This window comes from Micromonospora sp. NPDC051300 (assembly GCF_044455315.1).
GTDB lineage: Bacteria > Actinomycetota > Actinomycetes > Mycobacteriales > Micromonosporaceae > Micromonospora > Micromonospora robiginosa.
Map to the genome: position 1 here is coordinate 62,303 of NZ_JBITEP010000026.1, position 21,448 is coordinate 83,750.

Annotated in this window: 18 protein-coding genes; 6 read left to right on the plus strand and 12 right to left on the minus strand. The window is 72.8% G+C overall.

Annotated features, from left to right (window positions below; all coding sequences use genetic code 11):
- Nucleotides 1-380: 380 nt before the first annotated feature.
- Genes ACIA5A_RS24345 through ngcE form a run of 4 tightly spaced genes read right to left on the minus strand, consistent with a single transcriptional unit; the run spans nucleotide 381 to nucleotide 4,239 of the window.
- Nucleotides 381-950 (minus strand): hypothetical protein, encoded by a 570-nt coding sequence (locus tag ACIA5A_RS24345; RefSeq protein WP_396766560.1) that lies wholly within the window; start codon nucleotides 948-950, stop codon nucleotides 381-383.
- A gap of 52 nt (nucleotides 951-1,002) precedes the next feature.
- The gene (locus tag ACIA5A_RS24350; RefSeq protein ID WP_396766563.1) at nucleotides 1,003-1,908 is read right to left on the minus strand and encodes a carbohydrate ABC transporter permease; all 906 of its coding nucleotides are present in this window, start codon (nucleotides 1,906-1,908) and stop codon (nucleotides 1,003-1,005) included.
- Nucleotides 1,905-2,816, minus strand: a complete 912-nt coding sequence (locus ACIA5A_RS24355; protein WP_396766566.1) for a carbohydrate ABC transporter permease — start codon at nucleotides 2,814-2,816, stop codon at nucleotides 1,905-1,907. The genes ACIA5A_RS24350 and ACIA5A_RS24355 overlap by 4 nt, the downstream gene beginning before the upstream one ends.
- Nucleotides 2,817-2,823: 7 nt before the next feature.
- On the minus strand, nucleotides 2,824-4,239 hold the full coding sequence (ngcE, locus tag ACIA5A_RS24360; protein ID WP_396766569.1) for an N-acetylglucosamine/diacetylchitobiose ABC transporter substrate-binding protein: 1,416 nt from the start codon (nucleotides 4,237-4,239) through the stop codon (nucleotides 2,824-2,826).
- Between the two features lie 145 nt (nucleotides 4,240-4,384).
- Here ngcE and ACIA5A_RS24365 point away from each other — a divergent pair, with 145 nt between their 5' ends.
- Nucleotides 4,385-5,791 carry an acyltransferase gene (locus tag ACIA5A_RS24365; protein ID WP_396766572.1) on the plus strand — a complete coding sequence of 469 codons (1,407 nt, stop codon included), beginning with the start codon at nucleotides 4,385-4,387 and terminating at the stop codon, nucleotides 5,789-5,791.
- Here the strand turns inward: ACIA5A_RS24365 and ACIA5A_RS24370 are convergent.
- From ACIA5A_RS24370 to ACIA5A_RS24380, 3 genes are all read right to left on the minus strand, one after another.
- A complete protein-coding gene (locus ACIA5A_RS24370) occupies nucleotides 5,763-7,253 on the minus strand; it encodes a CoA-acylating methylmalonate-semialdehyde dehydrogenase (RefSeq protein ID WP_396766575.1) in 1,491 nt (496 codons plus the stop codon). The two genes, ACIA5A_RS24365 and ACIA5A_RS24370, sit on opposite strands and share 29 nt — an antisense overlap.
- A complete protein-coding gene (locus ACIA5A_RS24375) occupies nucleotides 7,250-8,551 on the minus strand; it encodes an aspartate aminotransferase family protein (protein WP_396766578.1) in 1,302 nt (433 codons plus the stop codon). Before ACIA5A_RS24375 ends, ACIA5A_RS24370 begins: the two co-directional genes overlap by 4 nt.
- Nucleotides 8,552-8,733: 182 nt before the next feature.
- Nucleotides 8,734-9,420 (minus strand): Tat pathway signal sequence domain protein, encoded by a 687-nt coding sequence (locus tag ACIA5A_RS24380; RefSeq protein ID WP_396766580.1) that lies wholly within the window; start codon nucleotides 9,418-9,420, stop codon nucleotides 8,734-8,736.
- A 165-nt stretch (nucleotides 9,421-9,585) separates the two neighbouring features.
- Here ACIA5A_RS24380 and ACIA5A_RS24385 point away from each other — a divergent pair, with 165 nt between their 5' ends.
- The 3 genes from ACIA5A_RS24385 (at nucleotide 9,586) to ACIA5A_RS24395 (ending at nucleotide 11,597) form a co-directional block, all read left to right on the plus strand.
- On the plus strand, nucleotides 9,586-10,326 hold the full coding sequence (locus ACIA5A_RS24385) for a TetR/AcrR family transcriptional regulator (RefSeq protein ID WP_396766615.1): 741 nt from the start codon (nucleotides 9,586-9,588) through the stop codon (nucleotides 10,324-10,326).
- 145 nt (nucleotides 10,327-10,471) lie between these two features.
- Entirely contained in the window at nucleotides 10,472-11,101 is a 630-nt protein-coding gene (locus tag ACIA5A_RS24390; protein ID WP_396766582.1) for a DUF6230 family protein, read from the plus strand.
- A 1-nt stretch (nucleotide 11,102) separates the two neighbouring features.
- The gene (locus ACIA5A_RS24395) at nucleotides 11,103-11,597 is read left to right on the plus strand and encodes a DUF6114 domain-containing protein (protein WP_396766584.1); all 495 of its coding nucleotides are present in this window, start codon (nucleotides 11,103-11,105) and stop codon (nucleotides 11,595-11,597) included.
- Between the two features lie 3 nt (nucleotides 11,598-11,600).
- Here ACIA5A_RS24395 and murD read toward each other — a convergent pair whose 3' ends face one another.
- Nucleotides 11,601-12,947 (minus strand): UDP-N-acetylmuramoyl-L-alanine--D-glutamate ligase, encoded by a 1,347-nt coding sequence (murD, locus tag ACIA5A_RS24400; protein ID WP_396766587.1) that lies wholly within the window; start codon nucleotides 12,945-12,947, stop codon nucleotides 11,601-11,603.
- A 77-nt stretch (nucleotides 12,948-13,024) separates the two neighbouring features.
- Between murD and ACIA5A_RS24405 the strand changes: the two genes are divergently transcribed.
- Nucleotides 13,025-14,374: a hypothetical protein gene (locus ACIA5A_RS24405; RefSeq protein WP_396766590.1), complete on the plus strand. Its 1,350-nt coding sequence runs from the start codon at nucleotides 13,025-13,027 to the stop codon at nucleotides 14,372-14,374.
- 258 nt (nucleotides 14,375-14,632) lie between these two features.
- Here ACIA5A_RS24405 and ACIA5A_RS24410 read toward each other — a convergent pair whose 3' ends face one another.
- The 3 genes from ACIA5A_RS24410 to ACIA5A_RS24420 are packed head-to-tail and all read right to left on the minus strand — an operon-like array spanning nucleotide 14,633 to nucleotide 18,713.
- A complete protein-coding gene (locus ACIA5A_RS24410; protein WP_396766593.1) occupies nucleotides 14,633-16,369 on the minus strand; it encodes a PucR family transcriptional regulator in 1,737 nt (578 codons plus the stop codon).
- A 52-nt stretch (nucleotides 16,370-16,421) separates the two neighbouring features.
- On the minus strand, nucleotides 16,422-17,873 hold the full coding sequence (gene argG / locus ACIA5A_RS24415; RefSeq protein WP_396766595.1) for an argininosuccinate synthase: 1,452 nt from the start codon (nucleotides 17,871-17,873) through the stop codon (nucleotides 16,422-16,424).
- Nucleotides 17,874-17,900: 27 nt separating this feature from the next.
- Nucleotides 17,901-18,713, minus strand: coding sequence for a TrmH family RNA methyltransferase (locus ACIA5A_RS24420; protein WP_396766597.1), 813 nt, complete (start codon nucleotides 18,711-18,713; stop codon nucleotides 17,901-17,903).
- Between the two features lie 109 nt (nucleotides 18,714-18,822).
- On the opposite strand from ACIA5A_RS24420, the gene ACIA5A_RS24425 reads away from it, so the two are divergent.
- A complete protein-coding gene (locus ACIA5A_RS24425) occupies nucleotides 18,823-20,661 on the plus strand; it encodes a thiamine pyrophosphate-requiring protein (protein ID WP_396766599.1) in 1,839 nt (612 codons plus the stop codon).
- Between the two features lie 19 nt (nucleotides 20,662-20,680).
- Here the strand turns inward: ACIA5A_RS24425 and ACIA5A_RS24430 are convergent, their stop codons facing one another.
- Nucleotides 20,681-21,241, minus strand: a complete 561-nt coding sequence (locus tag ACIA5A_RS24430; protein ID WP_396766602.1) for a dihydrofolate reductase family protein — start codon at nucleotides 21,239-21,241, stop codon at nucleotides 20,681-20,683.
- Between the last annotated feature and the right edge of the window lie 207 nt (nucleotides 21,242-21,448).

The window sequence follows — 21,448 nt, forward strand, 5'->3', positions numbered from 1 at the left end:
CGAAAGGCCTCCGGAAGTCGCCGTCCGAGCCACGGGCGCGCAGCCCGCGCGGCGCCTGCAAACCTGATGACGCAGGTGATTCGGCAGCGGTCGGCCGCCGCGAGTCGTCCGCGTCATCAAGTTTGTAGGCGCGGACCGCCCACCTTTCCCGCCCACTCCCCGGCCCATCCGACGCCGGTAACGGGCCGGACGGCCCGGAAACGTGCGTCAGGGCGCCCGAGCGCCGGCCGGAGGTCGTTCGACGGAACCGTTCGGCCGTTCCGATCAGATTCGGTCAGCGAACGCCCCTCGCGCCTCGGTCGGCGCCACCGTCGGTGGCGTCCCTCCGGCCGGGCGCGACGAGGGCCGGCCGACAGGATCGGCCGGCCCTCGGGGTCGGTTCAGGCGTTCGGGTTGCCCTGCTGCTCCGGGTGCCACCCCTGCGGAGCCGCCTGGCCCGGCTGCCCGGCGTGCGGCGGGTACGCCCCGCCCTGCTGCGGCGCACCGTAGGGTGCCGGCTGGCCCTGCTGCGGCGCGCCGTAGTGCGCGGCCTGACCCTGCTGCGGCGCACCGTAGGGTGCCGGCTGGCCCTGCTGGGGCGCGCCGTGGGGCGCGGGCTGACCCTGGGCCGGCGGGAAGCCGGGGGCCGGCTGGCCGTGCCCGGACGGCGGGAACATGCCCTGCTGGGGCGCGCCGGCGAACTGGTGCACCGAGGCGCGCTCGCGGGCCTCCTTGCGGGCCTTCACCGCGCGCACGATCAGCAGGATCGGCAGGATGAAGACGTAGAAGAAGATCCGGTAGTCACCGCCGTCGAAGAGGAACAGCAGGTAGAAGCCGTAGGCGAAGAAGGCCAGGCCGACGACCACGTTGAGGATGCGCGAGCCGGTCCCCTGCTCCTTGATGGCGACGCCGACGGCGACCATCGCGATGCCGCCGAGCAGCAACAGCAACGTGTAGATGAGAAAGAACATGGAGTTTCCTGTCAATAAGATGAGTGTGCCGGCTCACCTTATTGGAACGACCTCACTTGAGCTGCCCGGCGGTCAGGCCGGCCTGGATCTGGCGCTGGAAGGCCACGTAGACCACCAGCACCGGCAGCACCGCGATGGTCAACCCGGCGAAGAGCTGGGCGTAGTCACCGGCGTAGCCCTGACTGACCGCGAGCGAGCTGAGTCCCTGGGCGAGCATCCGGTTCGGCCCGTCGCCGGGGATGAGCACCTGGGGCAGCAGGAACTGGTTCCAGTGGCTGAGGAAGTTGAAGATTCCCACACTGATCAGTCCCGGTCGCGCCATCGGCAGCATCACCCGGAAGAAGAGCCGGAAGTGGCCGCACCCGTCGATCATCGCGGCCTCCGCCACCGAGGTCGGCAGCGTGCGGAAGAACGCGGTCAGGAAGAACACCGTGAACGGCAGCGAGTACGCGGTGTACACCAGGATCAACCCCGGCCAGGTGCCGAGCAGGCCCACGCTGCGCACCACGAAGAAGAGCGGCACCAGGGCCAGGAACACCGGGAACATCATGCCGCCGACGAACAGGTAGTAGACCACCTGGCGGCCGCGGAACTCGTAGCGGGCGAAGACGTACGCGGCGGTGGCCCCGAGCAGCATGGTCAGGGTCAGCGAGCCGGTCACCACCACCAGGCTGTTGAAGAAGAAGCGGCCGATGTGGGCGTTGGTCCAGGCCCGCGCCCAGTTGTCGAACCGCAACGCCTCGGGCAGCCCCCACGGGTCGGCGATGATCTCGCCGTTGCTCTTCAGCGAGCTGAGCAGCATCCAGGCCAGCGGCAGGATGGTCATCGCCGCCCAGAGCAGCAGGAAGCCGTGCGAGAAGACGTTCGCCACGCCCGTCTCGCGACGAGGCGGGCGGTCCGCCGGGGCGGTGTCACGTGGCACGGCGGCGGTCGGCGCGCCGGTGTCGACTGTGGTCACGAGTACTCGATCCGATCACGCCGGGCGGTCCGCAGCGCCAGCACCGCCACCGAGAGGGTCAGGAAGAACATGGCCACGCCGATCGCCGAGGCGTACCCGAACTTGTTCTCGCTGCCGAACGAGGTGTCGTACATCCGCAGGCCGATCACGTCGGAGGAGAAGTTCGGCCCGCCGTTGGTCATGAGCTGCACCAGGATGAAGCCGTCCAGTGCCGCGATGGCCAGGTAGATCCAGGCGACCTGGATGGTGTCCCAGAGCAGCGGGATGGTGATCCTCCGCAGCATGGTGGCCCGGGACGCGCCGTCGAGCAGCACCGCCTCGTAGATGTCACGCGGGATGGCCTGCATGGCGGCGCCGAACAGCACCACGTAGAAGCCGACGTTGCTCCACACCATCACGGCCAGCACGCACCAGAACGCGAACCGCGGGTCGCCGAGCCAGGCCGGCGGTTCGGCCAGCCCGACCGCGCGCAGCGCGCCGTTGAGCAGGCCGCTGGTCGGGCTGTAGATCTCCTTCCACAGCAATGCGATGATCACCACGGAGAGCACCTGCGGGAAGAAGTAGACCAGCCGGTAGACCGCCGTGCCGCGTACCCCGGTCACGCCGGCGCGGCCCTTGCGGCCCCCCATGGTCAGCATGCTGGCGAAGAAGAGACCCAGCGCGATGGTCACCACCGGCACCACCGCGAGCAGGATCGCGTTGTTCTTCAACGCGTTCCAGACGTACCCGTCGTGCAGCAGGGTGCGGAAGTTCGCCAGGCCGACCTGGTCGGCCTGCGCGGAGTAGCCCAGCCAGTCGGTGGTGGAGATCTGAAACGCCTGGAGGTACGGCGAGAGCACGAAGATGCCGTAGACCGCCAGCGGTGGCAGCAGGAAGCAGAGGATCAGCGGGAGTCGACCGTGTCGCATCCGATCGTCACGCGGCCCGCTTGTACTTCTTGACCGAGGTGTCCTGCGCGATCGAGTCGGCGCCCTTCTGGCACTGGTCGAGGAACTCGGCCGGGGAGATCCGCCCGCTGAAGAACTCGCCGCAGGCGGCGTCGACCAGGTTGCGCTCCAGCTTGCGGTAGTAGTTGTTGTAGACCCAGTTGAAGCCGTTCGACCCGGACGCGTCGAGCGCCTTGACCACCGTGGCCAGCCCGAACGGCAGCTCGACGCCCTCGGTGGCGCCGGCGACCACGGGCAGGCTGGCGACCTTCCTCGTGAAGTCCTGCGCACCCTTGCGGGACAGCATGGTCCGGAAGTATTCGAGGCCACCGGCGGTGTTCTTCGCCTTCGCCGGCACCATGAACGGCTCGCCCGCGGTGCCCCGGATCGCCTCGAACGGCAGCTTGTCGCCGCTGCCCAGGCTCGGCGTCGGCGCGACGGTCATGTCGAACCCGGCCGGGGTGACGTCCTTCTGCTCGCTCTCCAGCCAGGAGCCGCACGAGATGAACGCGGCCTTGCCCTGGCACCAGGCGGTCTGCGACTGCTTGTGGTCCAGGCCCGGGGAGCCGGCGAGGATGAACTTGTCCTTGACGATCTGGTGCCAGGCGTCGGCGGCGGTCTTCATCGCGTCCGACTTCCAGGCGTTGGGCTCCAGGTTGTCGATGGCCAGCGCGACCGAGGGTCCGCCCAGCTTGATCGCGGTGGAGATCAGCGGCCAGCTCATGTAGCGGGGGTGCAGGCCGGCGTACGTCCAGGGGGCGATGCCGGCGGCCTTGATCTGCCGGCAGAGCGCGATGTGCTCGTCCCAGGTCTTGGCGTAGGTCCACCCTCGGTCGGCGAAGAGCTTGGTGGAGTGCCAGATGCCGTACACGGTGTAGGTGTAGTTCAGCACCAGGAACTTGCCGTCGTAGGAGCCGACCTCGACGGTGCCGGGCAGCAGCGTGTCCTTGACCGTCTTGCCGGGCACGTCGAGGCTCGGCGCGGCGAGCAGGTCGCTCAGGTCGGCCAGCGCGTTCTGCGAGACCAGGCCGTTGAAGTCGATCTGGCCGGCGCCGGAGTTGTTCACCACGTCCGGCGGGCTGCCGTCGACGAAACGGGGCTGGAGGGTCTTGCTGATCTCCTGCGTGGCCGAGTGCTTGATCTCCGCCTTCGGGTACTTCTCCTTGTACATGGCCTCGTGGGCCTTGGCGTAGTCCTCGCCGAAGCCGCCGTTGAAGATGACCACCTCGAGCGGGGCGTCCTCCTTCACGCCGAGCGGGTTCTGCTCGCTCTTGGTGCCCTTGTAGGCCCCGGCGTCACCCTTGTCGTCGCCGCCGGACGTGGCACAGCCGCCGAGCAGGCCGGCGGCGGGGGTGGCCAGCAGACCGGCGGCGGCGCTGCGGCGAAGGATCTCACGCCTGTTCATCGCATCTCCTCGGTGACTCTGTCGCTTCTCTTCACCAAACACGTTTTCGTTGAAGAATTTCTACGCCGACGAGACGCGGACCACAAGACCTCAGGGCCGAACCGTTATCCGTACCGGTCGGCGGGCGCTGGCATAGCCTGGGCTCATGCGCCGCCTGCGGCAGCTCGCCGAGCGCACGCCGCCGGGGCGGGATCGCTACGTCGACCTGCTCCGGGCGCTGGCCATCGCCATGGTCGTCCTCGGCCACTGGGGCGTGACCGTGATCGGCTACGAGCACGGTCGCCCGTCCGGCCACTCGGCGCTGCCCGACCTGCCGTGGGCCTGGCCGCTGACCTGGGTGGCCCAGGTGATGCCGGTGTTCTTCCTGGTCGGCGGCTATGCCAACGCCGCCTCGCTGGCCGCCCGCCGGGCCCGGGGCGGCACCGCCACCGGCTGGCTGGTGGACCGCAGCGCCCGGCTGGTCCGGCCGACCACCGCGCTGCTGCTGGTGCTGGCCGCCGGCGCCGCGGTCGCCACCCTGCGCGGGGCCGACCCGGCGCAGGTCCGCACCGTGGTCTGGTTCGCCACCATCCCGCTGTGGTTCCTGGTCGCCTACTTCGCGGTGGTGGCGCTGACCCCGCCGATGTACGCGCTGCACCGCCGCCTCGGACTCGCCGTCCCGGCGGCCCTGGCCGGTCTGGTCGCGCTCGGCGACCTCGGCCGGCTCCTCGGCCCGACCGCCCTGGCCGACGGCAACTACCTGTTCGCCTGGCTGGCCGTGCACCAGCTCGGCTTCGCCTGGTACGACGCCCGGTCACCCGAGCTGCCCCGGCGTCGACGGCTGCCGCTGTCCCGGCGGGCCGGCGCTACGCTGCTGGCGGTCGGGCTGGTCGCGCTGGTGCTGCTGGCCACCGTAGGGCCCTACCCGGTGGCGATGCTGCACGTGGCCGGCGAGCGGCTGGACAACGCCGCCCCGCCCAGCGTGGCGCTGCTCGCCGCGGCCACCACCCAGCTCGGGCTGATCCTGCTGCTGCGCGGCCCGGCCGGGCGGCTGCTGCGCCGGCCCGGCCCGTGGCAGGCGGTGATCGCGGTCAACGCGGTGGTGCTGACCGTCTTCCTCTGGCACCTGACCGCCGCGATCCTGCTGGTCGGCCTGCTCGACGCGCTCGGCGTGCTGCCCACTCCCCCGGTCGGCTCGGCCATCTGGTGGGCCTGGCGGATCCCGTGGCTGGCCGCCCTGGCCGTCGTGCTGGCCGCGCTGGTCGCCGTCTTCGGCCCGATCGAGGCCCGCACCCGCCGCCCCGCCGGCCCGGCCGGCCCGCCCGACCGCCCGCCCGGCCGCGCGCCCGCCGCCGGAGCCGGCGACCGTGGCCGAGTCGCCCGGCGCGGGCGGGCCGCGACCCCGCTGGCCGTCACCGGGTACGCCGCGCTGGTCGCCGGGTTGCTGCTGAACAGCCTCGCGCCCAAGAGCGCGCCGGAGCCGCTCGGGCTGCCCGCCCCGGCGCTGGTGGCGTACCTGGCCGGGGCGGGACTGCTGCGGCTGCTCAGGTCTGGGTGGGGAAGCCGAGGTTGACCCCGCCGTGGCGCGGGTCGAGCCAGCGGCTGGTGACCACCTTGCCCCTGGTGAAGAACGCGATCCCGTCGGCGCCGTGCGCGTGCAGGTCACCGAAGAGCGACGCCTTCCACCCGCCGAACGAGTAGTAGGCCATCGGCACCGGGATCGGCACGTTGACGCCGACCATGCCGACCTCCACCTCGTACTGGTAGCGCCGGGCGGCGCCGCCGTCGTTGGTGAAGATCGCCGTGCCGTTGCCGTACGGGCTGGCGTTGACCAGTTCCACCGCCTCGTCGTACGAGTCGACGCGCAGCACGCTCAGCACCGGACCGAAGATCTCGTCGGTGTAGATCGACATCTCCGGCCGGACGTGGTCGAAGAGGGTGGGACCGAGCCAGAAGCCGCCCGGCTCGCCGTCCGGTGTGACGGTGCGCCCGTCCACCACCGGCACCGCGCCGGCGGACACCCCGGACTCGACGTACGACCGGACCCGCCGGGCGTGCGCGGCGGTGACCAGCGGCCCCATGTCGCAGCCGCGCCGGCCGTCCCCGGTGCGCAGCCGGGCCATCCGCTCGGCGATCCGCGGGACCAGCGCGTCGGCCACCGGCTCCACCGCGACCAGCGCGGAGATCGCCATGCACCGCTCCCCCGCCGAGCCGAACCCGGCGTTGACCGCGGCGTCGGCGGCCAGGTCCAGATCGGCGTCGGGCAGCACCACCATGTGGTTCTTCGCCCCGCCGAGCGCCTGCACCCGCTTGCCGGCCAGCGCGCCGCGCTGGTGCACGTACCGGGCCACCGGGGTCGAGCCGACGAACGACACGGCCTTCACGCCGGGGTGGTCGAGCAGCGCGTCGACCGCCTCCTTGTCGCCGTTGACCACGTTGAGCACCCCGTCGGGCAGGCCCGCCTCGGTGAACCACTCGGCCAGCAGCAGCGCCGCGCTCGGGTCCTTCTCGCTCGGCTTGAGCACGACCGCGTTGCCGCAGGCGATCGCCACCGGCACGAACCACAGCGGCACCATGACCGGGAAGTTGAACGGGGAGATCACCGCGACCACGCCCAGCGGCTGCCGCAGGCTGTACGAGTCGACCTCGGTGGACACGTTCTCGCTGAACCCGCCGCGCAGCGCGGAGGCGATGCCGCAGGCGTACTCGATCACCTCCAGGCCGCGCTGCACCTCGCCGGCGGCGTCGGCGAGGACCTTGCCGTGCTCGGCGGTGATCGCCTCGGCGAGCCGGTCCCGGCGGGCGTGCACCAGCTCCCGCACGGCGAACATCACCGCCGTGCGCCGGGCCAGCGAGGCGTCCCGCCAGTCGCGGGCGGCCCGCTCGGCGGCCTCCACCGCGCCGGCCACGTCGGCGGCGCAGGCCAGCGCCACCTGCCCGGTACGCCGGCCGGTGGCCGGGTCGAAGACGTCGCCGCGCCGCTCGGACTCCCCGGTGGTCCGCTTGCCGTCCACGTAGTGCCCGACGAGGTTCACGCCGCCGCTCCGATCGAGGCGCGGATCGCGTCGACCAGGATGGCCAGGCCCTCGCGGGCCTCGTCCTCGGTGAGCGTCAGCGGTGGGCCCATCCGCACCACGTTGCCGTACAGGCCGCCCTTGCCGACAAGCAGTCCGCCGGCGCGGCACGCCTCGAAGACCCGGGTGGTCAGCTCCGGGTCCGGCTCGACGGAGCCGGGGCGGACGAACTCGACGGCCAGCATGAGGCCCTTGCCGCGCACCTCGGCGACCTCGTCAAGGCCGGCGACGGCGGCGCGCAGGCCGTCGCCGAGGATCGCGCCGACCCGTGCCGCGTTGGCCTGCAGGTCATGGTCGAGCAGGTAGTCGAGGACCGCGTTGCCGGCGGCGGTGGAGACCGGGTTGCCGCCGAACGTGGAGAAGCTGATCGCCGGCACCGCCTCCAGCACCTCGGCCCGGCCGACCACCCCGGCCAGGGCGAAGCCGTTGCCGATGCCCTTGGCGAAGGTGAGCAGGTCCGGGGTGACGCCGTGCGCCTGGTAACCCCAGAAGTGCTCGCCGGTGCGCCCCCAGCCGGTCTGCACCTCGTCACTGATCAGCAGGATTCCGTGCTCGTCGAGCACCTTCTTCCAGGCGGCGAAGAGCCCGTCCGGGCCGTGGGTGAAGCCGCCGACGCCCTGGATCGGCTCGGCGATCAGGCAGGCCACGTCGCCGGCGGTCTGGGTGGCCAGCACCTCGCGCAGGTCCTCGGCCGCGGCGTCGACCCGGTCGTCGGCGTCGAGCCGGGACAGCAGCCCGCGCAGCCGCTCGCCGGAGTGCAGCCAGGCCACCTGGAGCGGGTTGAGCGCGCTGGCCGACCAGCCGCGGTTGCCGGTGACGCCCATCGTCGCGTACGACCGGCCGTGGTAGCTGTTGCGCACGGCGAGGATCTGGTGCGACCGCCGGTGGTTGGTGGCGACGAGCAGCGCGGCCTCGTTCGCCTCGGTGCCGGAATTGGTGAAGAAGACGCGCGCGTCGGGGATGCCGGAGACCCGGGCGACCTTCTCGGCCAGCTCGACCTGCTGGCGGATCAGGTAGAGCGTGGAGCTGTGCACCAGGCCGGTGGACAGTTGCCGCCGCACCGCCTCACTGATCTCCGGGATGTCGTAACCGATCATGTTGGTCAGCACGCCGCCGAAGAAGTCCAGGTAGCTACGTCCCGCCGCGTCGGTGACCCGGCGGCCGGAGCCGGCGACCAGTTCGAGGGGTTCGGCGTAGTAGAGCGGCATCCAGGACGGGAGCACGGCCCGGTGCCGGGCCAGCAGGTCGTCGGTGGTCATCGGCGCACCCTTTCGGCGGCAATTGGTCCCCGCACGCTCCCACCGCGCGCGGGCAGGGACAACTGTCACTGTGTCGCGCGACGGCCCCGCGCACCTGACACCACGTACCCCGGTGCGGGTCGGCGCACGGCGGGGCCGGTGCCCGGCGAACCGCCGCGCACCGGCCCGCGAGCCGGGGTGGATCAGTTGACGTAGACGCCCGGGCTGCCGGTCTTGCTGGTGTCCTTCACCGGCGAGTACGTCGCGGTGAAGTAGGCGGTGCCGAAGCAGAGCGACGGGCCGGAGAACTTGGTCAGGGTCTGGTTGGTGAACGCGATCGAGTTGGTGGCGTTGGCCGCCGTGCCGGTGAGCGTGTTGGTGCCGGTCCGGTAGACGCAGGTGATCGGGCCGAGCAGCGAGTTCAGCACGACGGTGCTCTGGATCGGCGCGGTCGCGGTGCCGGAGATGGTGACCACGCCGGCGCTGGTGACCTTGGTGGAGTACGGCAGGTTGTTGACGGTCACGCTCTGCACGCCTGTGGTGCCGAGGACGTTCGTGGTGCAACTGGTGAACGTCTGCGCGGTGAGGCTCTCGGTGGCGGTGCCGGGGGCGGTCGGGTTGGTCAGCACCTTGGCGCTGAAGCTTGACGCGGCGCACTTGATGCCTGTGGTGCCGCTGGCCGAGTTGTAGAACGTGGCGTTGGTGCCGGTCTTCAGGCTGGCCTGGATGACGTCGCCCACCGAGACCGCGGTGCCGGCCGGGGCCGGGTAGGTCAGCACGGCGCTGGCCAGTGCGGTGGCGGGGGCGGCGGTGGCGGGGGCGGCGCCGACCAGACCGGTCAGCAGCGCCAGGGCGGCGAGGCCCGCGCCGATACGTCCGTACCTGGGCATGGTGGTTCCTTCCGGCGGTGGGTGGAGACGGGCGGCGATAATGACAGCCGTCGAACCGCTCGGAGAGATCACATTCGGTTACCGGCTGTCAACTGAGCGTGTCGAAAGTTATAAACCTCAGAGGGTCGTAAAGTCAACGCATCAAGGAAGGCCGATATCTTGACCATGCAGGGCCCACCCCCGCCCGCGCCCCTGCCGGGTGCGCGGCACGGCCGCGATCCCGACCGCGCGATCAAGCGCGGCCCGCGGCGGGTGCCGGCCGAGGAGGTGGCGGCCACCCAGCGCGACCGGCTCTTCGACGGCCTGGTGCGGGAGGTCGCCAACCGGGGGTACGACAACGCCCGGGTCAGCGACATCTGCCACGCCGCCGGGGTCACCCGGCCGGCGTTCTACGCCCTGTTCAGCGGCAAGCAGGACGCGTTCCTCGCCACCTACCGGCACGGCGTCGCGGTGGTCTCGCAGTTGATGGCGGCCGCCTACGCCGACGCCGGTCCGGCCTGGCCGGACGCCGCCCGGGCGGCGCTGCGCACCCTGCTCGACGTGCTGGCCAGCGTGCCCGCCTTCGCCCGGATGGCGCTTGTCGAGGTGGACGCCGCCGGCCCGGACGCCCGACGGGAGCGCGACGCGCTGCTGCACAGCTTCCGCCGGTTCTTCGCCGACGCCGGCCCGGGACCGGCGGTCGACGGGGTGGACCGCGACGTGCTGGTGTCCACCGTGGTCGGCGGCATCTACGCCACCATCCGCGCCCGGGTGGCGCGGGGGCGGGCCGAGGAACTGCCGCTCCTGCTGCCGGTGCTCACGTACGCGGCCACCGCGCCCTTCCTCGGCCCGGAGGACGCCCGCCGGGCGACCCGGGCGGCCCGGCCGGACGACGGGCCGGCCGCGGTCGCGCCCTGCGCGCCCTGAGAAGGGGTGGAAAACCGCAGCGGTTTTTCACTTTGGCCACAATTGGCAGATACCGACTAACGATCTGTTGACCCCTCCTTTACTCAGCGGTAACTTCGGCCTGCACATCGTCGTGGATGAATTGATCTCGAAAGGGAGAGTCGCCATGTCGGAGCAGACCGCACCGATCGAGCCCGGCCAACCGAGCAGCGGCGTGCGCTGGCGCCGGTTCGCCGTCACGCTCGGCGCCGTCGCGGCCGGCGCGGCCGGCATGGTCGTGCTGACCGCCCAGGGCGTGCTCGGCGCGCAGTTCGCCATCTCCGGAATGCCGTTCACCGTCACCGCCGACAAACTCGAGGGCACCGGATTCGAGCAGTTCGCCACGCTCGACCAGATGATCCCGGACAGCCCCAACCAGGGCGACACCGGCGGCCAGGTGCTCGTCATCGTCTCGGCCATCGACAAGGCCGAGCTGACCAACCTCTGCCAGAGCATCAACCTGGGCGGGACCAACCTGCGGATCACCGCCGGCGGCGCCGGCAAGCCGGTCAGCGCCCGCACGCTCGTCGTCGACGGCGACGAGATCGCCGGCAACGCCTCGTTCAAGAAGATCAACGTCGGGCAGGACGCCAGCACCGTCGACCAGGTCCCCGGCGTCAAGGGCAACGCGGGCGTCTTCGCCCAGCAGGCCGACACGGTGACCATCACCAATCTGCGGCAGAACAACTACGCCACCACCGCCGCGATCTTCACGCTGCCCAACCTGCGCATGGGCTTCAGCTCCGACGGGTGCTGACGTGACCGCCGGACAACACGCGGCGCCGGCCGCCCGCCCCGCCGGGCGCTGGCGCCGCTGGCGGCGGGCCCGCCCCCTCACCGCCGGGGTGCTCGTCGCGCTCGGCGGCGCCGAGATGCTGGTGACGCTGCGCGCGCCGCTCGGCGTGCTGCTGCACGTCGGGCCACAGGGCCTGGCGGCATATCTGGTCCCGGCGATCCTCGTGCTCTGCGGGGTGCTGCTTGTCGCGACCCCGCAGCAGCGGGTCTTCTACGCGCTGCTGTCGCTGCTGCTCGGGCTGGTCTCCTGGCTCACCTCGAACCTGGGCGGGTTCCTGGTCGGCATGCTGCTCGCCCTGGTCGGCGGCGCGCTCGCGTTCGCCTGGACCCCGCACAAGCACCGGGCCGCACCCGACGCCCCGGCCACCGGCGAGCCGGCCGACGACACCGCGGCGCCGGAACCGGCGGCGCTCGACGCGCCGCCGACCCACGACACGTCGCCTGCCGGCCGGGACTGAACCTCAGCGAGCCGTGTCCGCCACCGCCTGCGCGAACACCTCGGAGCGGTGCTCGAAGTTGCGGAACCGGCCGTAGCTCGGCGCGGCCGGGGACAGCAGCACCACCCCGCCGGCCGGGGTGAGCTTGCGGGCCAGCCCGACGGCGGCGACCAGGTCGTCGGCCAACTCGGTGCGCACCGCCGCCAGCCCGGCGAGCGCCTCGACGATCCGCGCGCCGCTGTCCGGGATGCCGATCACGGTGATCTCCCGCTCGGCCAGGTGCTCGCGCAGCGGCGCGTAGTCGAGCCCCCGGTCGGTGCCGCCGACGATCACCGTCAACGGCCGCCCCTCGTACGCGTCGATCGCGTGCATCGCCGCGTACGGGCTGGTCGCCAGCGTGTCGTCGACGAAGGTGAGCCCGGACGGGTCGGCGATCTCGGTCAGCCGGTGGGCCAGGCCCTGGAACTCGGCCACCGCCACGGCCAGGCTGTCCCGCCGCGCCACCACGTCCACGCCCAACGCGTCCAGCACGGCCAACGCGACACACAGGTTGCCCTCGTTGTGCCGGCCGACCAGCGGCAGCACGGCACGCGGGAACAGCGGCGCGTCGCCCAGGTGGAACCACGGCGCGCCGTCCGGGCCGGTGGCCACGTGGGTGGTGTCCGGCGAGCCGGCCCGCACCGCCGCCCGGTCGCCCAGCTCGACGGCCAACCGCGGGTCGGCGCCGTTGACCACCACCGTGTGCGGCCCGTGCGCGATCAGGTTCAGCTTGTCCCGGTAGTACTCCCGCTCGCCGCCGTGCGCGTCCAGGTGCTCCGGGAAGAGCGCGGTCACCACCGCCACCCGCGGCGAGTCGGTCAGGTCGGCGCACTGGTAGCTGGACAGCTCCAGCACGTACCGCTCCGCCTCGGGCAGGTCGAGCAGCGGCACGCCGATGTTGCCGCCGAACACGTTCGGCAGGTCCATCGCGGTGAGCAGGTGGCTGATCAGGCTGGAGGTGGTGCTCTTGCCCTTGCTGCCGGTCACCCCGACGGTCCGGTCCGCGTGGTCGGCCATCCACAGCGCGCTGCCCTGGGTGACCGGCACCCCACGACGGCGCAGCTCCACCATCCACGGGTGGGTGTTGGGCACGCCCGGCGAGCGGACCACCACGTCGGCGGCGGCCAGCCGGTCGAAGCCCTCCTCGCCGGTGACCAGCGGCGCCGCCGCCGCGAGCGGGCCCTCCCAGGGCAGGCTGAGGAAGTTCGCGCTGTCGTCGACGGCGACCAGGTCGGCCGGGCCGTGCGCGGCGATCGCGGTCACCGCGGCCCGGCCCTCACGGCCGGCACCCCAGACGGCGACATGACGTCCGCGCAGATCAGACAGGCGCACAGGCTCTCCTCGGGCTCGGTGGGCAGGGGTCCGGCCCAGCCGGACACGGGTGGACGAACCAGGGCCTAGTATGGCGTGTGCCCAACGAGCAGCTGCGGCGGATGGACGCCTTCACCTTCCCGTCCTACTCGATCGACTTCGCCACGGGCGAGGTCCTGTTCGACTACGCCCTCACCGGTCCCGACGGCGAGCAGCGGTTCACCGAGGTGATCACGCTCCCGCTGCCGGCCGAGCCGGTCTCCGACGCCACCGCGGCCACCCTCGGCCGGGTGCTGGAGCTGCTGCACGTGGTGGCCGGCGTCAGCTACTACAAGGCCGCCGCGCCGCCCCGGCTGGTGCTGCCGGCGCCGCTGGGCGCCGCCGCCGTCGAGCTGGTCACCGCCGTCTACACCAAGGGCCTCGCCGAGTACGCGTACCGCAACCAGTTGCCGCACGTGCTGGCCCTGCGGCCGGAGGTGCCGGCCGGCTCGGTGGACCCGGCCACCCCGCTGGACAACTCCGACCGGCGCCCCCTGTCAGCCGTCGGCGGCGGCAAGGACTCCATCGTCACGCTGGAGGCGCTGCGCCGGGCCGGTCTCGACCCGGTGCCGTTCTCGGTCAACCCGAACCACGTGATCGTCTCGGTCAACGAGGCGTCCGACCTGGTGCCGCTGGCCGCCCGGCGTCGGCTCGACCCGGTGCTGTTCGAGCTGAACGCGGCCGGCGCGCGCAACGGGCACATCCCGGTCACCGCGATCAACTCGCTGATCGCGGTCGCCACCGCCGTGCTGCACGGGCTCGGCCCGGTGGTGATGTCCAACGAGCGCTCCGCCTCCGACCCGAACCTGGTCTGGCAGGGCCACGAGATCAACCACCAGTGGTCCAAGGGCGTCGAGGCGGAAGGGCTGCTGCGCGCGGCGCTGGCCGAGCACGCCGGGCTCACCGAGCCGTACTTCTCGCTCCTGCGCTCCCTGTCCGAGCTGCACATCGCCCGACTGTTCGCCGAGATCGACCGCTACGACGCGGTGGTGACCAGTTGCAACGCCGCGTTCAAGCTCCGCGACGCGAGCGAGCGCTGGTGCCGCAACTGCCCGAAGTGCCGGTTCGTCTTCCTGGCCATGGCCCCGTTCATGTCCCGCGAGCGGCTCACCGGCATCTTCGGCGGCGACCTGCTTGCCGACGAGTCGCAGACCGCCGGCTACCGGGAACTGCTCGGCGTCGACGGGCACAAGCCGTTCGAGTGCGTCGGCGAGGTGGAGGAGTCGGTGGTCGCGCTGAGCCTGCTCGCGCAGCAGGACCAGTGGCGGGACGCCCCGGTGGTCAAGGCCCTGGTGGCGGCGCTACCCGACACCGCGTGGCAGGCGGCGTCGACCTCCGACGTCTTCACCCCCGGCGGTCCGAACTTCGTCCCCGCCCCCTACGCCAAGGCGCTCACTGCTCTGACCTGACCGCGCTTCCGCGCCCCGGTGTCGTCGCCTCGGCGTGTCGCCGGGAACACGAGGAAGCTGTTGAGCGCGGTATACCTCACAGTCATATTTATGCCTGTGAGGTATACCGCAGAAAAGCGCACCATCTCCCCGCCGAAGTCACGCTCCGTGACTAGCGCCCGCGAGACGCTCGCGGCAGCTCCCCGCATCCCGAGGCGGGACGGCGGGAAGCCGGGGCGGTGCCGGAGCGGCACGGGCGGTGCCGGAGACGCGCAGGCGTCAGGGGGTGCGGACGGCGTCCAGGGCCAGCAGCGCCACGTGCAGGGAGAGGCACTGGTCGACGGAGTCGAGGTCGGCGTCGAGGATGCGGCCGATCCGGGCCAGCCGCTCGTAGAACGCCGGCCGGGACAGGTGTGCGGCCACCGCCGCCGCCGACTTGTTCCGCCCCTGCTCCAGGTACGCCCGTAGGGTGCCGAGCAGCTGCTCCCGGGGGTGCTGCGCGTCGTAGGCCAGCAGGGCGCCCAGTTCCCGCTCGACGAACGTCTGCAACCGGGGCTCGTCGCGCAGCAGGTGCAGCAGACCGGCCAGGCCGACGTGCGGCAGCCGGAAGCAGGGCAGGTCGCGCGGGTCCCGCCGGGCCGCCTCGGCGATCTGCCGCGCCTCGACGAGTGACCGGCGCGCCTCCCGCAGGCTGCCCACCCCGGACCCGGCAGCCACCACGACCGCCGGCCGGACCGGACCGTCACCCGAGCGCCCGCCGCCGGCCGGTCCACCACGGCCGGCACCGTCGACCGGGCGAGCGGGGCGGACGGGGGTGGCGTCGAGGCGTACCCGATGCAACGCCGCGGCGAACGCGGCGAGTGCCCTCTCCTCGTCGGCCGGGTCGGGCAGCGCCAGCAGCGCGCCCACCGCGTGGTCGTCGACGGCGCTGGTCAACGCCGTGAGCTTGGCCTCGCGGACCGCCTGGCCGACCGCCTCGGCGAGGTCGCGCAGCCGGGCCGGGCCGGCTTCGGGGCCGGTGTCGGCCCCGGGCGCGGCGGGGTCGTCGCCGCGGTGCCGGACCACCACGCCGACCAGGTGCCGGCGGTCCAGGGTGACGCCGAGCGCCTTGGCGCGCAGCGCCACCTCGTCCACCGGGCGGGAGTGGTCGATCAACGCGGTCAGCAGGGTGCGGTGGATCTGCCGTTCCAGGCCCTCGGCGTCGCGGCGGATCAGCCGGCCCAGGGCGAGCGTGGAGGCGGCCCGCTCGATCAAGATGGTGAACCGGGTGGGCGGGGCGGCCTCGGTGGCCGGCCAGCGCAGCAGCAGCCGTCCCCAGTCCTGCCCGCGCGCGCCGACGGTGGTGACGAGCCAGCCGCTGTCCGGGTCGTACGCGGTGCGCCCGGCCGGGCGGATCCGCCGGGAGTGCTGTTCCCAGCCGTCCAGCAGCAGTTCCGCGCTCTCCCCCGCCGGGTCGTACGCGAGCACCTGCCGGGACAGGTTCTCCAGCACCACCGGGCAGCCGGCCAGTTCGGCGGCCTGTCGCAGCACCTCGGCCGGCTCGGCGCCCTCGACGGACAGCTCGGTGAACCGCTGGTGGATCTCCTCGGTGGCACGCAGCTCGGTGAGCTGGGCGTCCACGATCAGCGCGTGCACCGCCTCGGTGACGCGGACGAACGGGGTGGCCCGGCGCAGCTCGACGAGCGGCAGCCCGCGCCGTTCGGCGGCGGCGGCCATCACCCGGGGCACGCCGCCGACGTAGCGGCGACCCAGTTCGACGACCAGCCCGGAGACGCCGACGTCGGCGAGGTCGCCGATGAACGCGCGCAGCCCGGCGTCGTCGGCGGGCAGCCCGATGCCCGTGGTGAGCACCAGTTCCCCGCCGCCGAGCAGGGTGGCGATGTCGGGCACCTCGGCGACGTGCACCCAGCGCACCGGGCGGTCCAGCCCGGCGTCGCCGGCGACCAGGCGGGGCGCGCCGTGGCGGACCGGCACCAGGGCGAGCACCTCACGCACCGTAGGGAACACGGGCGACACGCTACCCTGCGTCACGGCCGCTGCCGAAGGCCCGTCCGCGCGGACGCCCGGCTCAGTCGACGCCGAACTCCATCGCGGCCCGGTCGAGCCACTCGTCCTCGGCCGAGGGCACCCCGCGGGAGGCGATGGCCTCCGCGCCGCCCTGCGGCATCGCGCCGATCAGCCCGGTCGAGGCCGCCTGGGCGGCGCCGACCATGCGCTGCGGTGCGGTGCCGCCGACCATGCCGAGCGAGGCGTACTGCTCCAGCTTGGCCCGCGAGTCGGCGATGTCGAGGTTGCGCATGGTGAGCTGGCCGATCCGGTCGGACGGGCCGAACGCCGAGTCCTCGGTGCGCTCCATGGACAGCTTGTCCGGGTGGTAGCTGAACGCCGGGCCGGTGGTGTCCAGGATCGAGTAGTCCTCGCCGCGGCGCAGCCGCAGCGTCACCTCGCCGGTGACCGCGGTGCCCACCCAGCGCTGCAACGACTCGCGCAGCATCAGGGCCTGCGGGTCGAGCCAGCGGCCCTCGTACATCAGCCGGCCGAGGCGGCGGCCCTCGGTGTGGTAGTTCGCCAGGGTGTCCTCGTTGTGGATGGCGTTGACCAGCCGCTCGTACGCGGCGTGCAGCAGCGCCATGCCGGGCGCCTCGTAGATGCCCCGGCTCTTGGCCTCGATGATCCGGTTCTCGATCTGGTCGGACATGCCGAGGCCGTGCCGCCCGCCGATGGCGTTGGCCTCCAGCACCAGGTCGACCGCGCTGCCGAACTCCTTGCCGTTGATGGTGACCGGCCGGCCCTGGTCGAAGCCGATGGTGACGTCCTCGGTGGGGATCTCCACCGTCGGGTCCCAGAACCGGACGCCCATGATCGGGTCGACCGTCTCGATGCCGGTGTCCAGGTGTTCGAGCGTCTTCGCCTCGTGCGTGGCGCCCCAGATGTTGGCGTCGGTGGAGTAGGCCTTCTCGGTGCTGTCCCGGTAGGGCAGGTCCCGGTCGAGCAGCCACTGGGACATCTCCGTGCGCCCGCCCAGCTCGGTGACGAAGGCGGTGTCCAGCCACGGCTTGTAGATGCGCAGCTGGGGGTTGGCCAGCAGGCCGTAGCGGTAGAACCGCTCGATGTCGTTGCCCTTGAAGGTCGAGCCGTCGCCCCAGATCTGGACGTCGTCGGAGATCATCGCCCGGACCAGCAGGGTGCCGGTGACGGCCCGGCCCAGCGGCGTGGTGTTGAAGTAGGCCCGCCCGCCGGAGCGGATGTGGAAGGCGCCGCAGGTGAGCGCCGCGAGCCCTTCCTCGACCAGGGCGGCGCGGCAGTCGACCAGCCGGGCCACCTCGGCGCCGTAGCTGAGCGCGCGGCCCGGCACGGAGGCGATGTCGGGCTCGTCGTACTGGCCGATGTCGGCGGTGTAGGCGCAGGGCACGGCACCCTTGTCGCGCATCCAGGCGACCGCGACCGAGGTGTCGAGGCCGCCGGAGAAGGCGATGCCGACGCGTTCGCCGATGGGCAGGGAGGTGAGAACCTTGGACACAGGAAGATTATGCATCAAGGCGCATGGTCATGCAAGCGGATCGTCGCGCCCCAGTTCCCAGCAGGCCACCGCCGTCGCCGCGGCCACGTTCAGCGAGTCCACGCCCCGGCGCATCGGGATCACCACCCGCACGTCGCTGGCCGCCATCGCCGCCCGGGTCAGTCCGGCGCCCTCCGCGCCCAGCAGCAGCGCCGCCCGCGCCCGCTGCTCGCCGGTGAGCCGCTGGATCGGCACCGCGTCCTCCGCCGGCGTCAACGCGAGCACCGTGAAACCCGCCGCCCGCACCTCCGCCAGGCCCGCCGGCCAGCTCTCCAGCTTCGCGTACGGCACCGCGAACACCTCGCCCATGCTGACCCGGACGCTGCGCCGGTAGAGCGGGTCGGCGCAGGTCGGCGACAGCAGCACGGCGTCCACCCCGAGCGCCGCCACGGCCCGGAAGATCGCGCCCAGGTTGGTGTGGTTGTTGACGTCCTCCAGGATCACCACCCGGCGGGCGTCGGCAAGCACCTCGGCGGCCGACGGCAGCGCCCGGCGGTGGAACGAGGCCAGCACGCCCCGGTGCACGTGAAACCCGGTGGCCCGCTGGAGCACCTCGGCGCTGGCCGCGTAGACCGGGGCGTCGCCGGTGTCGAGGTCGGCGAGCTGGTCCGCCCGCTTCGCCTCCACCAGGTAGGACCGGGCCGGGTAGCCGGCCCGTAGCGCCCGCCGCAGCACCAGCTCCCCCTCGGCGATGAACAGGCCGTGCGGCGGCTCCCACCGGGTCCGCAGCTCCACGTCGGTGAGCGCGCGGTAGTCGGCGATCCGGTCGTCGTCGGGGTCGGTGATCTCCAGGACGGGCACCGGCCGATTCTCCCCTGGCGCCCCGGGCGGCCCCGGCGCGGGCCGGGTTTCCGTCGCCCGGGGCGGGGAACGGAGCGGGAAGGCGGACACCGACGAAGGGACCACCACGATGGGTGCGGACCACTCCGACGACGGCGCGCTGCCCCGCGACGCCACCGTCGCCGACCAGATCGTGGCCCGGCTCGCCGAGTGGGGCGTGCACCGCTACTACGGCTATCCCGGGGACGGGATCAACGGCATGACCTCGGCGCTGCAACGGGCCGAGGGCCGCGCCCGGTTCATCCAGGTCCGCCACGAGGAGACCGCCGGCTTCGCCGCCGGCGCGCACGTCAAGTACGGCGGCGGCCCCCTCGGCTGCGTGGTGGTGACCAGCGGCCCGGGCGCGATCCACGCGCTCAACGGCCTCTACGACGCCAAGCTCGACCACCAGCCGGTGGTGGCCCTGCTCGGGCACACCGCGCTGCCGGCCGAGGGCGGCGGCTACTACCAGGAGGTGGACCTCCTGGCGCTCTACAAGGACGTGGCGTCGGCGTTCCTGGTCCAGCTCGACGACCCGTCGCAGACCCGGCACCTGGTGGACCGGGCCTGCCGCACCGCGCTGGCCCGGCGTACCGTGACCGCTCTGGTCCTCCCCGCCGACGTGCAGGACGAACCGGCGGTGCCGCACCCGCCGCACGCCCACGGCTACTACCACACCAGCGCGGCGCCGAGCAGCCCGCCGGCCGCGCCGCCGGCGGCCGACGTCCGGCGGGCCGCGGAGGTGCTGCGCGGCGGCGAGCGGGTGGCCATGCTTGTCGGGCAGGGCGCGCTCGGCGCCGAGGACGAGGTACGCCGGATCGCCGACCGGCTCGGCGCCGGGGTGGCCACCGCGCTGCTCGGCTTCGCCGCCGTCGACCACCGGCAGCCCTGGGTCACCGGCGCGATCGGCCTGCTCGGCACCCGCCCGAGCTGGCAGCTCATGCGCGAGTGCGACCGCCTGCTCATCGTCGGCAGCCAGATGCCCTACTCCGAGTTCTATCCGCCGGAGGGGCAGGCCCGGGCGGTGCAGATCGACCTGGACGGCAGCCGGATGGGGCTGCGCTACCCGACCGAGGTGAACCTGACCGGCGACGCCGGCGCGACGCTGCGGGCGCTCCTCGACGAGCTGGGCCCCGGCCCGGCGCCGACCGCCTGGCGGGCCACCGTCGCCGACGCCACCGGCAAGTGGCGGGCCGCGCAGCGCGAGCTGGCCGGGCAGCCGGCCGACCCGGTGAACCCGCAGTCGCTGTTCGCCGCGCTCGACGACGCGCTGCCCGACGACGCCATGCTCGCGGTCGACTGCGGCACCGCCACCGCCTGGTACGCCCGGCACCTGCGGGTCCGCCCCGGCATGCTGGCCAGCCTGTCCGGCACGCTGCTGTCCATGGGCGGCGGCATGCCGTACGCGCTGGCGGCGAAGTTCGCCCACCCGGACCGCCCGGTGATCGCGCTGCTCGGCGACGGGGCGATGCAGATGAACGGCGTCAACGAGCTGATCACGGTGGCGAAGTACTGGCGGGAGTGGGCCGACCCCCGGTTCGTGGTGCTGGTGCTCAACAACCGGGAGCTGGCGTTCGTGAGCTGGGAGCAGCGCTCCGGCGAGGGCACGCCGATGTTCCCGGACAGCCAGGACCTGCCGGACGTGGCCTACCACAGGTGGGCGGAGGTGCTGGGGCTGCGCGGCGAGCTGGTCGACGCCCCCGGGCAGGTGCCCGACCTGTGGCGACGGGTGCTCGACGCGGACCGGCCGACAGTGGTCAACGCGGTGGTCGACCCGGCCGAGCTGATGCTGCCGCCGCACTTCACCGCCGAGCAGGCCCGCAAGACCGCCGCCGCGATGCTGCGCGGGGACAGCGACCGGGCCGGCATCATCCGGCGTGGCGTGCCCGCCGCGCTGGCCGCGTACCGGCCCCGACGCCGGGGCCGCTGACCGGTCGGGGGCCCGTCCGTCACGCCTGCCGGTAGCGCAGCAGCACCGCGCGGCCGTCGAACGCACGCGTCTCGACCAGCCGCAGGTCCTTCCGGGCCAGCTCGGGCAGCACCTGCCTGCCGCCGCCGAGCAGGACCGGGTGCACCACCACCTGGTACTCGTCGACCAGCCCGAGCGCGGCCAGCGCGGTCGCCGCGCCGGTCCCGCCGGTGACCAGCAGGTCCCCGTCGGTCTCCGCCCGCAGGGCGGCCCACTCCGCCGCCAGGTCGCCGCCACCGACCACCCGGGCGCCGTGGTCGGCCTCGGCGAGCGTGCGGGAGACCACGACCTTCGGGGTACGCCGCCAGATCGGCGCGAACGCCAGGTCGTGCGGATGGTCGGAGATCGACTCGACCTGCGGCCAGTAGGAGGACATCATCTCCCACACCCGCCGCCCGTAGACGAACGCGCCGGCCCGCTCGGTCAACCCGATGGAGTACGCGGACAGCTCGTCGCCCATGGCCGGCCAGTCGAACTCACCGTTCGGCCCCTCGATGAAGCCGTCGACCGACTGGTGCACCCAGTAGATGACCTTGCTCATGGCGCGTTCCTCCGCTCACCGGCGCGCCCATTGTCGGGCGCGCTCACCGGTGGGTCGGAGCCGCCGCGCCGGATCCGACACCGCGCGCCGGGTTTTCCGTGGGGTGTTTGGAGGGGCCCCTTCTTAAAACTCCTAACTCTGGTTGCGTTGGAGTTGGCGCCAGCAGATGAGGGAGCAGGCGAGGCTGAGGAAGGCTTCGTGGATGTC

Excerpts from the sequence above, each read along its gene's own strand:
- ACIA5A_RS24385 (WP_396766615.1), top strand. The coding sequence starts at position 9,586 with ATGCAGGGCCCACCCCCGCCCGCGCCCCTGCCGGGTGCGCGGCACGGC.
- ngcE (WP_396766569.1), bottom strand. The coding sequence starts at position 4,239 with ATGAACAGGCGTGAGATCCTTCGCCGCAGCGCCGCCGCCGGTCTGCTG.
- ACIA5A_RS24380 (WP_396766580.1), bottom strand. The coding sequence starts at position 9,420 with ATGCCCAGGTACGGACGTATCGGCGCGGGCCTCGCCGCCCTGGCGCTG.
- ACIA5A_RS24375 (WP_396766578.1), bottom strand. The coding sequence starts at position 8,551 with ATGACCACCGACGACCTGCTGGCCCGGCACCGGGCCGTGCTCCCGTCC.
- ACIA5A_RS24365 (WP_396766572.1), top strand. The coding sequence starts at position 4,385 with ATGCGCCGCCTGCGGCAGCTCGCCGAGCGCACGCCGCCGGGGCGGGAT.
- ACIA5A_RS24390 (WP_396766582.1), top strand. The coding sequence starts at position 10,472 with ATGTCGGAGCAGACCGCACCGATCGAGCCCGGCCAACCGAGCAGCGGC.
- ACIA5A_RS24425 (WP_396766599.1), top strand. The coding sequence starts at position 18,823 with ATGGGTGCGGACCACTCCGACGACGGCGCGCTGCCCCGCGACGCCACC.
- ACIA5A_RS24430 (WP_396766602.1), bottom strand. The coding sequence starts at position 21,241 with ATGAGCAAGGTCATCTACTGGGTGCACCAGTCGGTCGACGGCTTCATC.
- ACIA5A_RS24355 (WP_396766566.1), bottom strand. The coding sequence starts at position 2,816 with ATGCGACACGGTCGACTCCCGCTGATCCTCTGCTTCCTGCTGCCACCG.
- ACIA5A_RS24345 (WP_396766560.1), bottom strand. The coding sequence starts at position 950 with ATGTTCTTTCTCATCTACACGTTGCTGTTGCTGCTCGGCGGCATCGCG.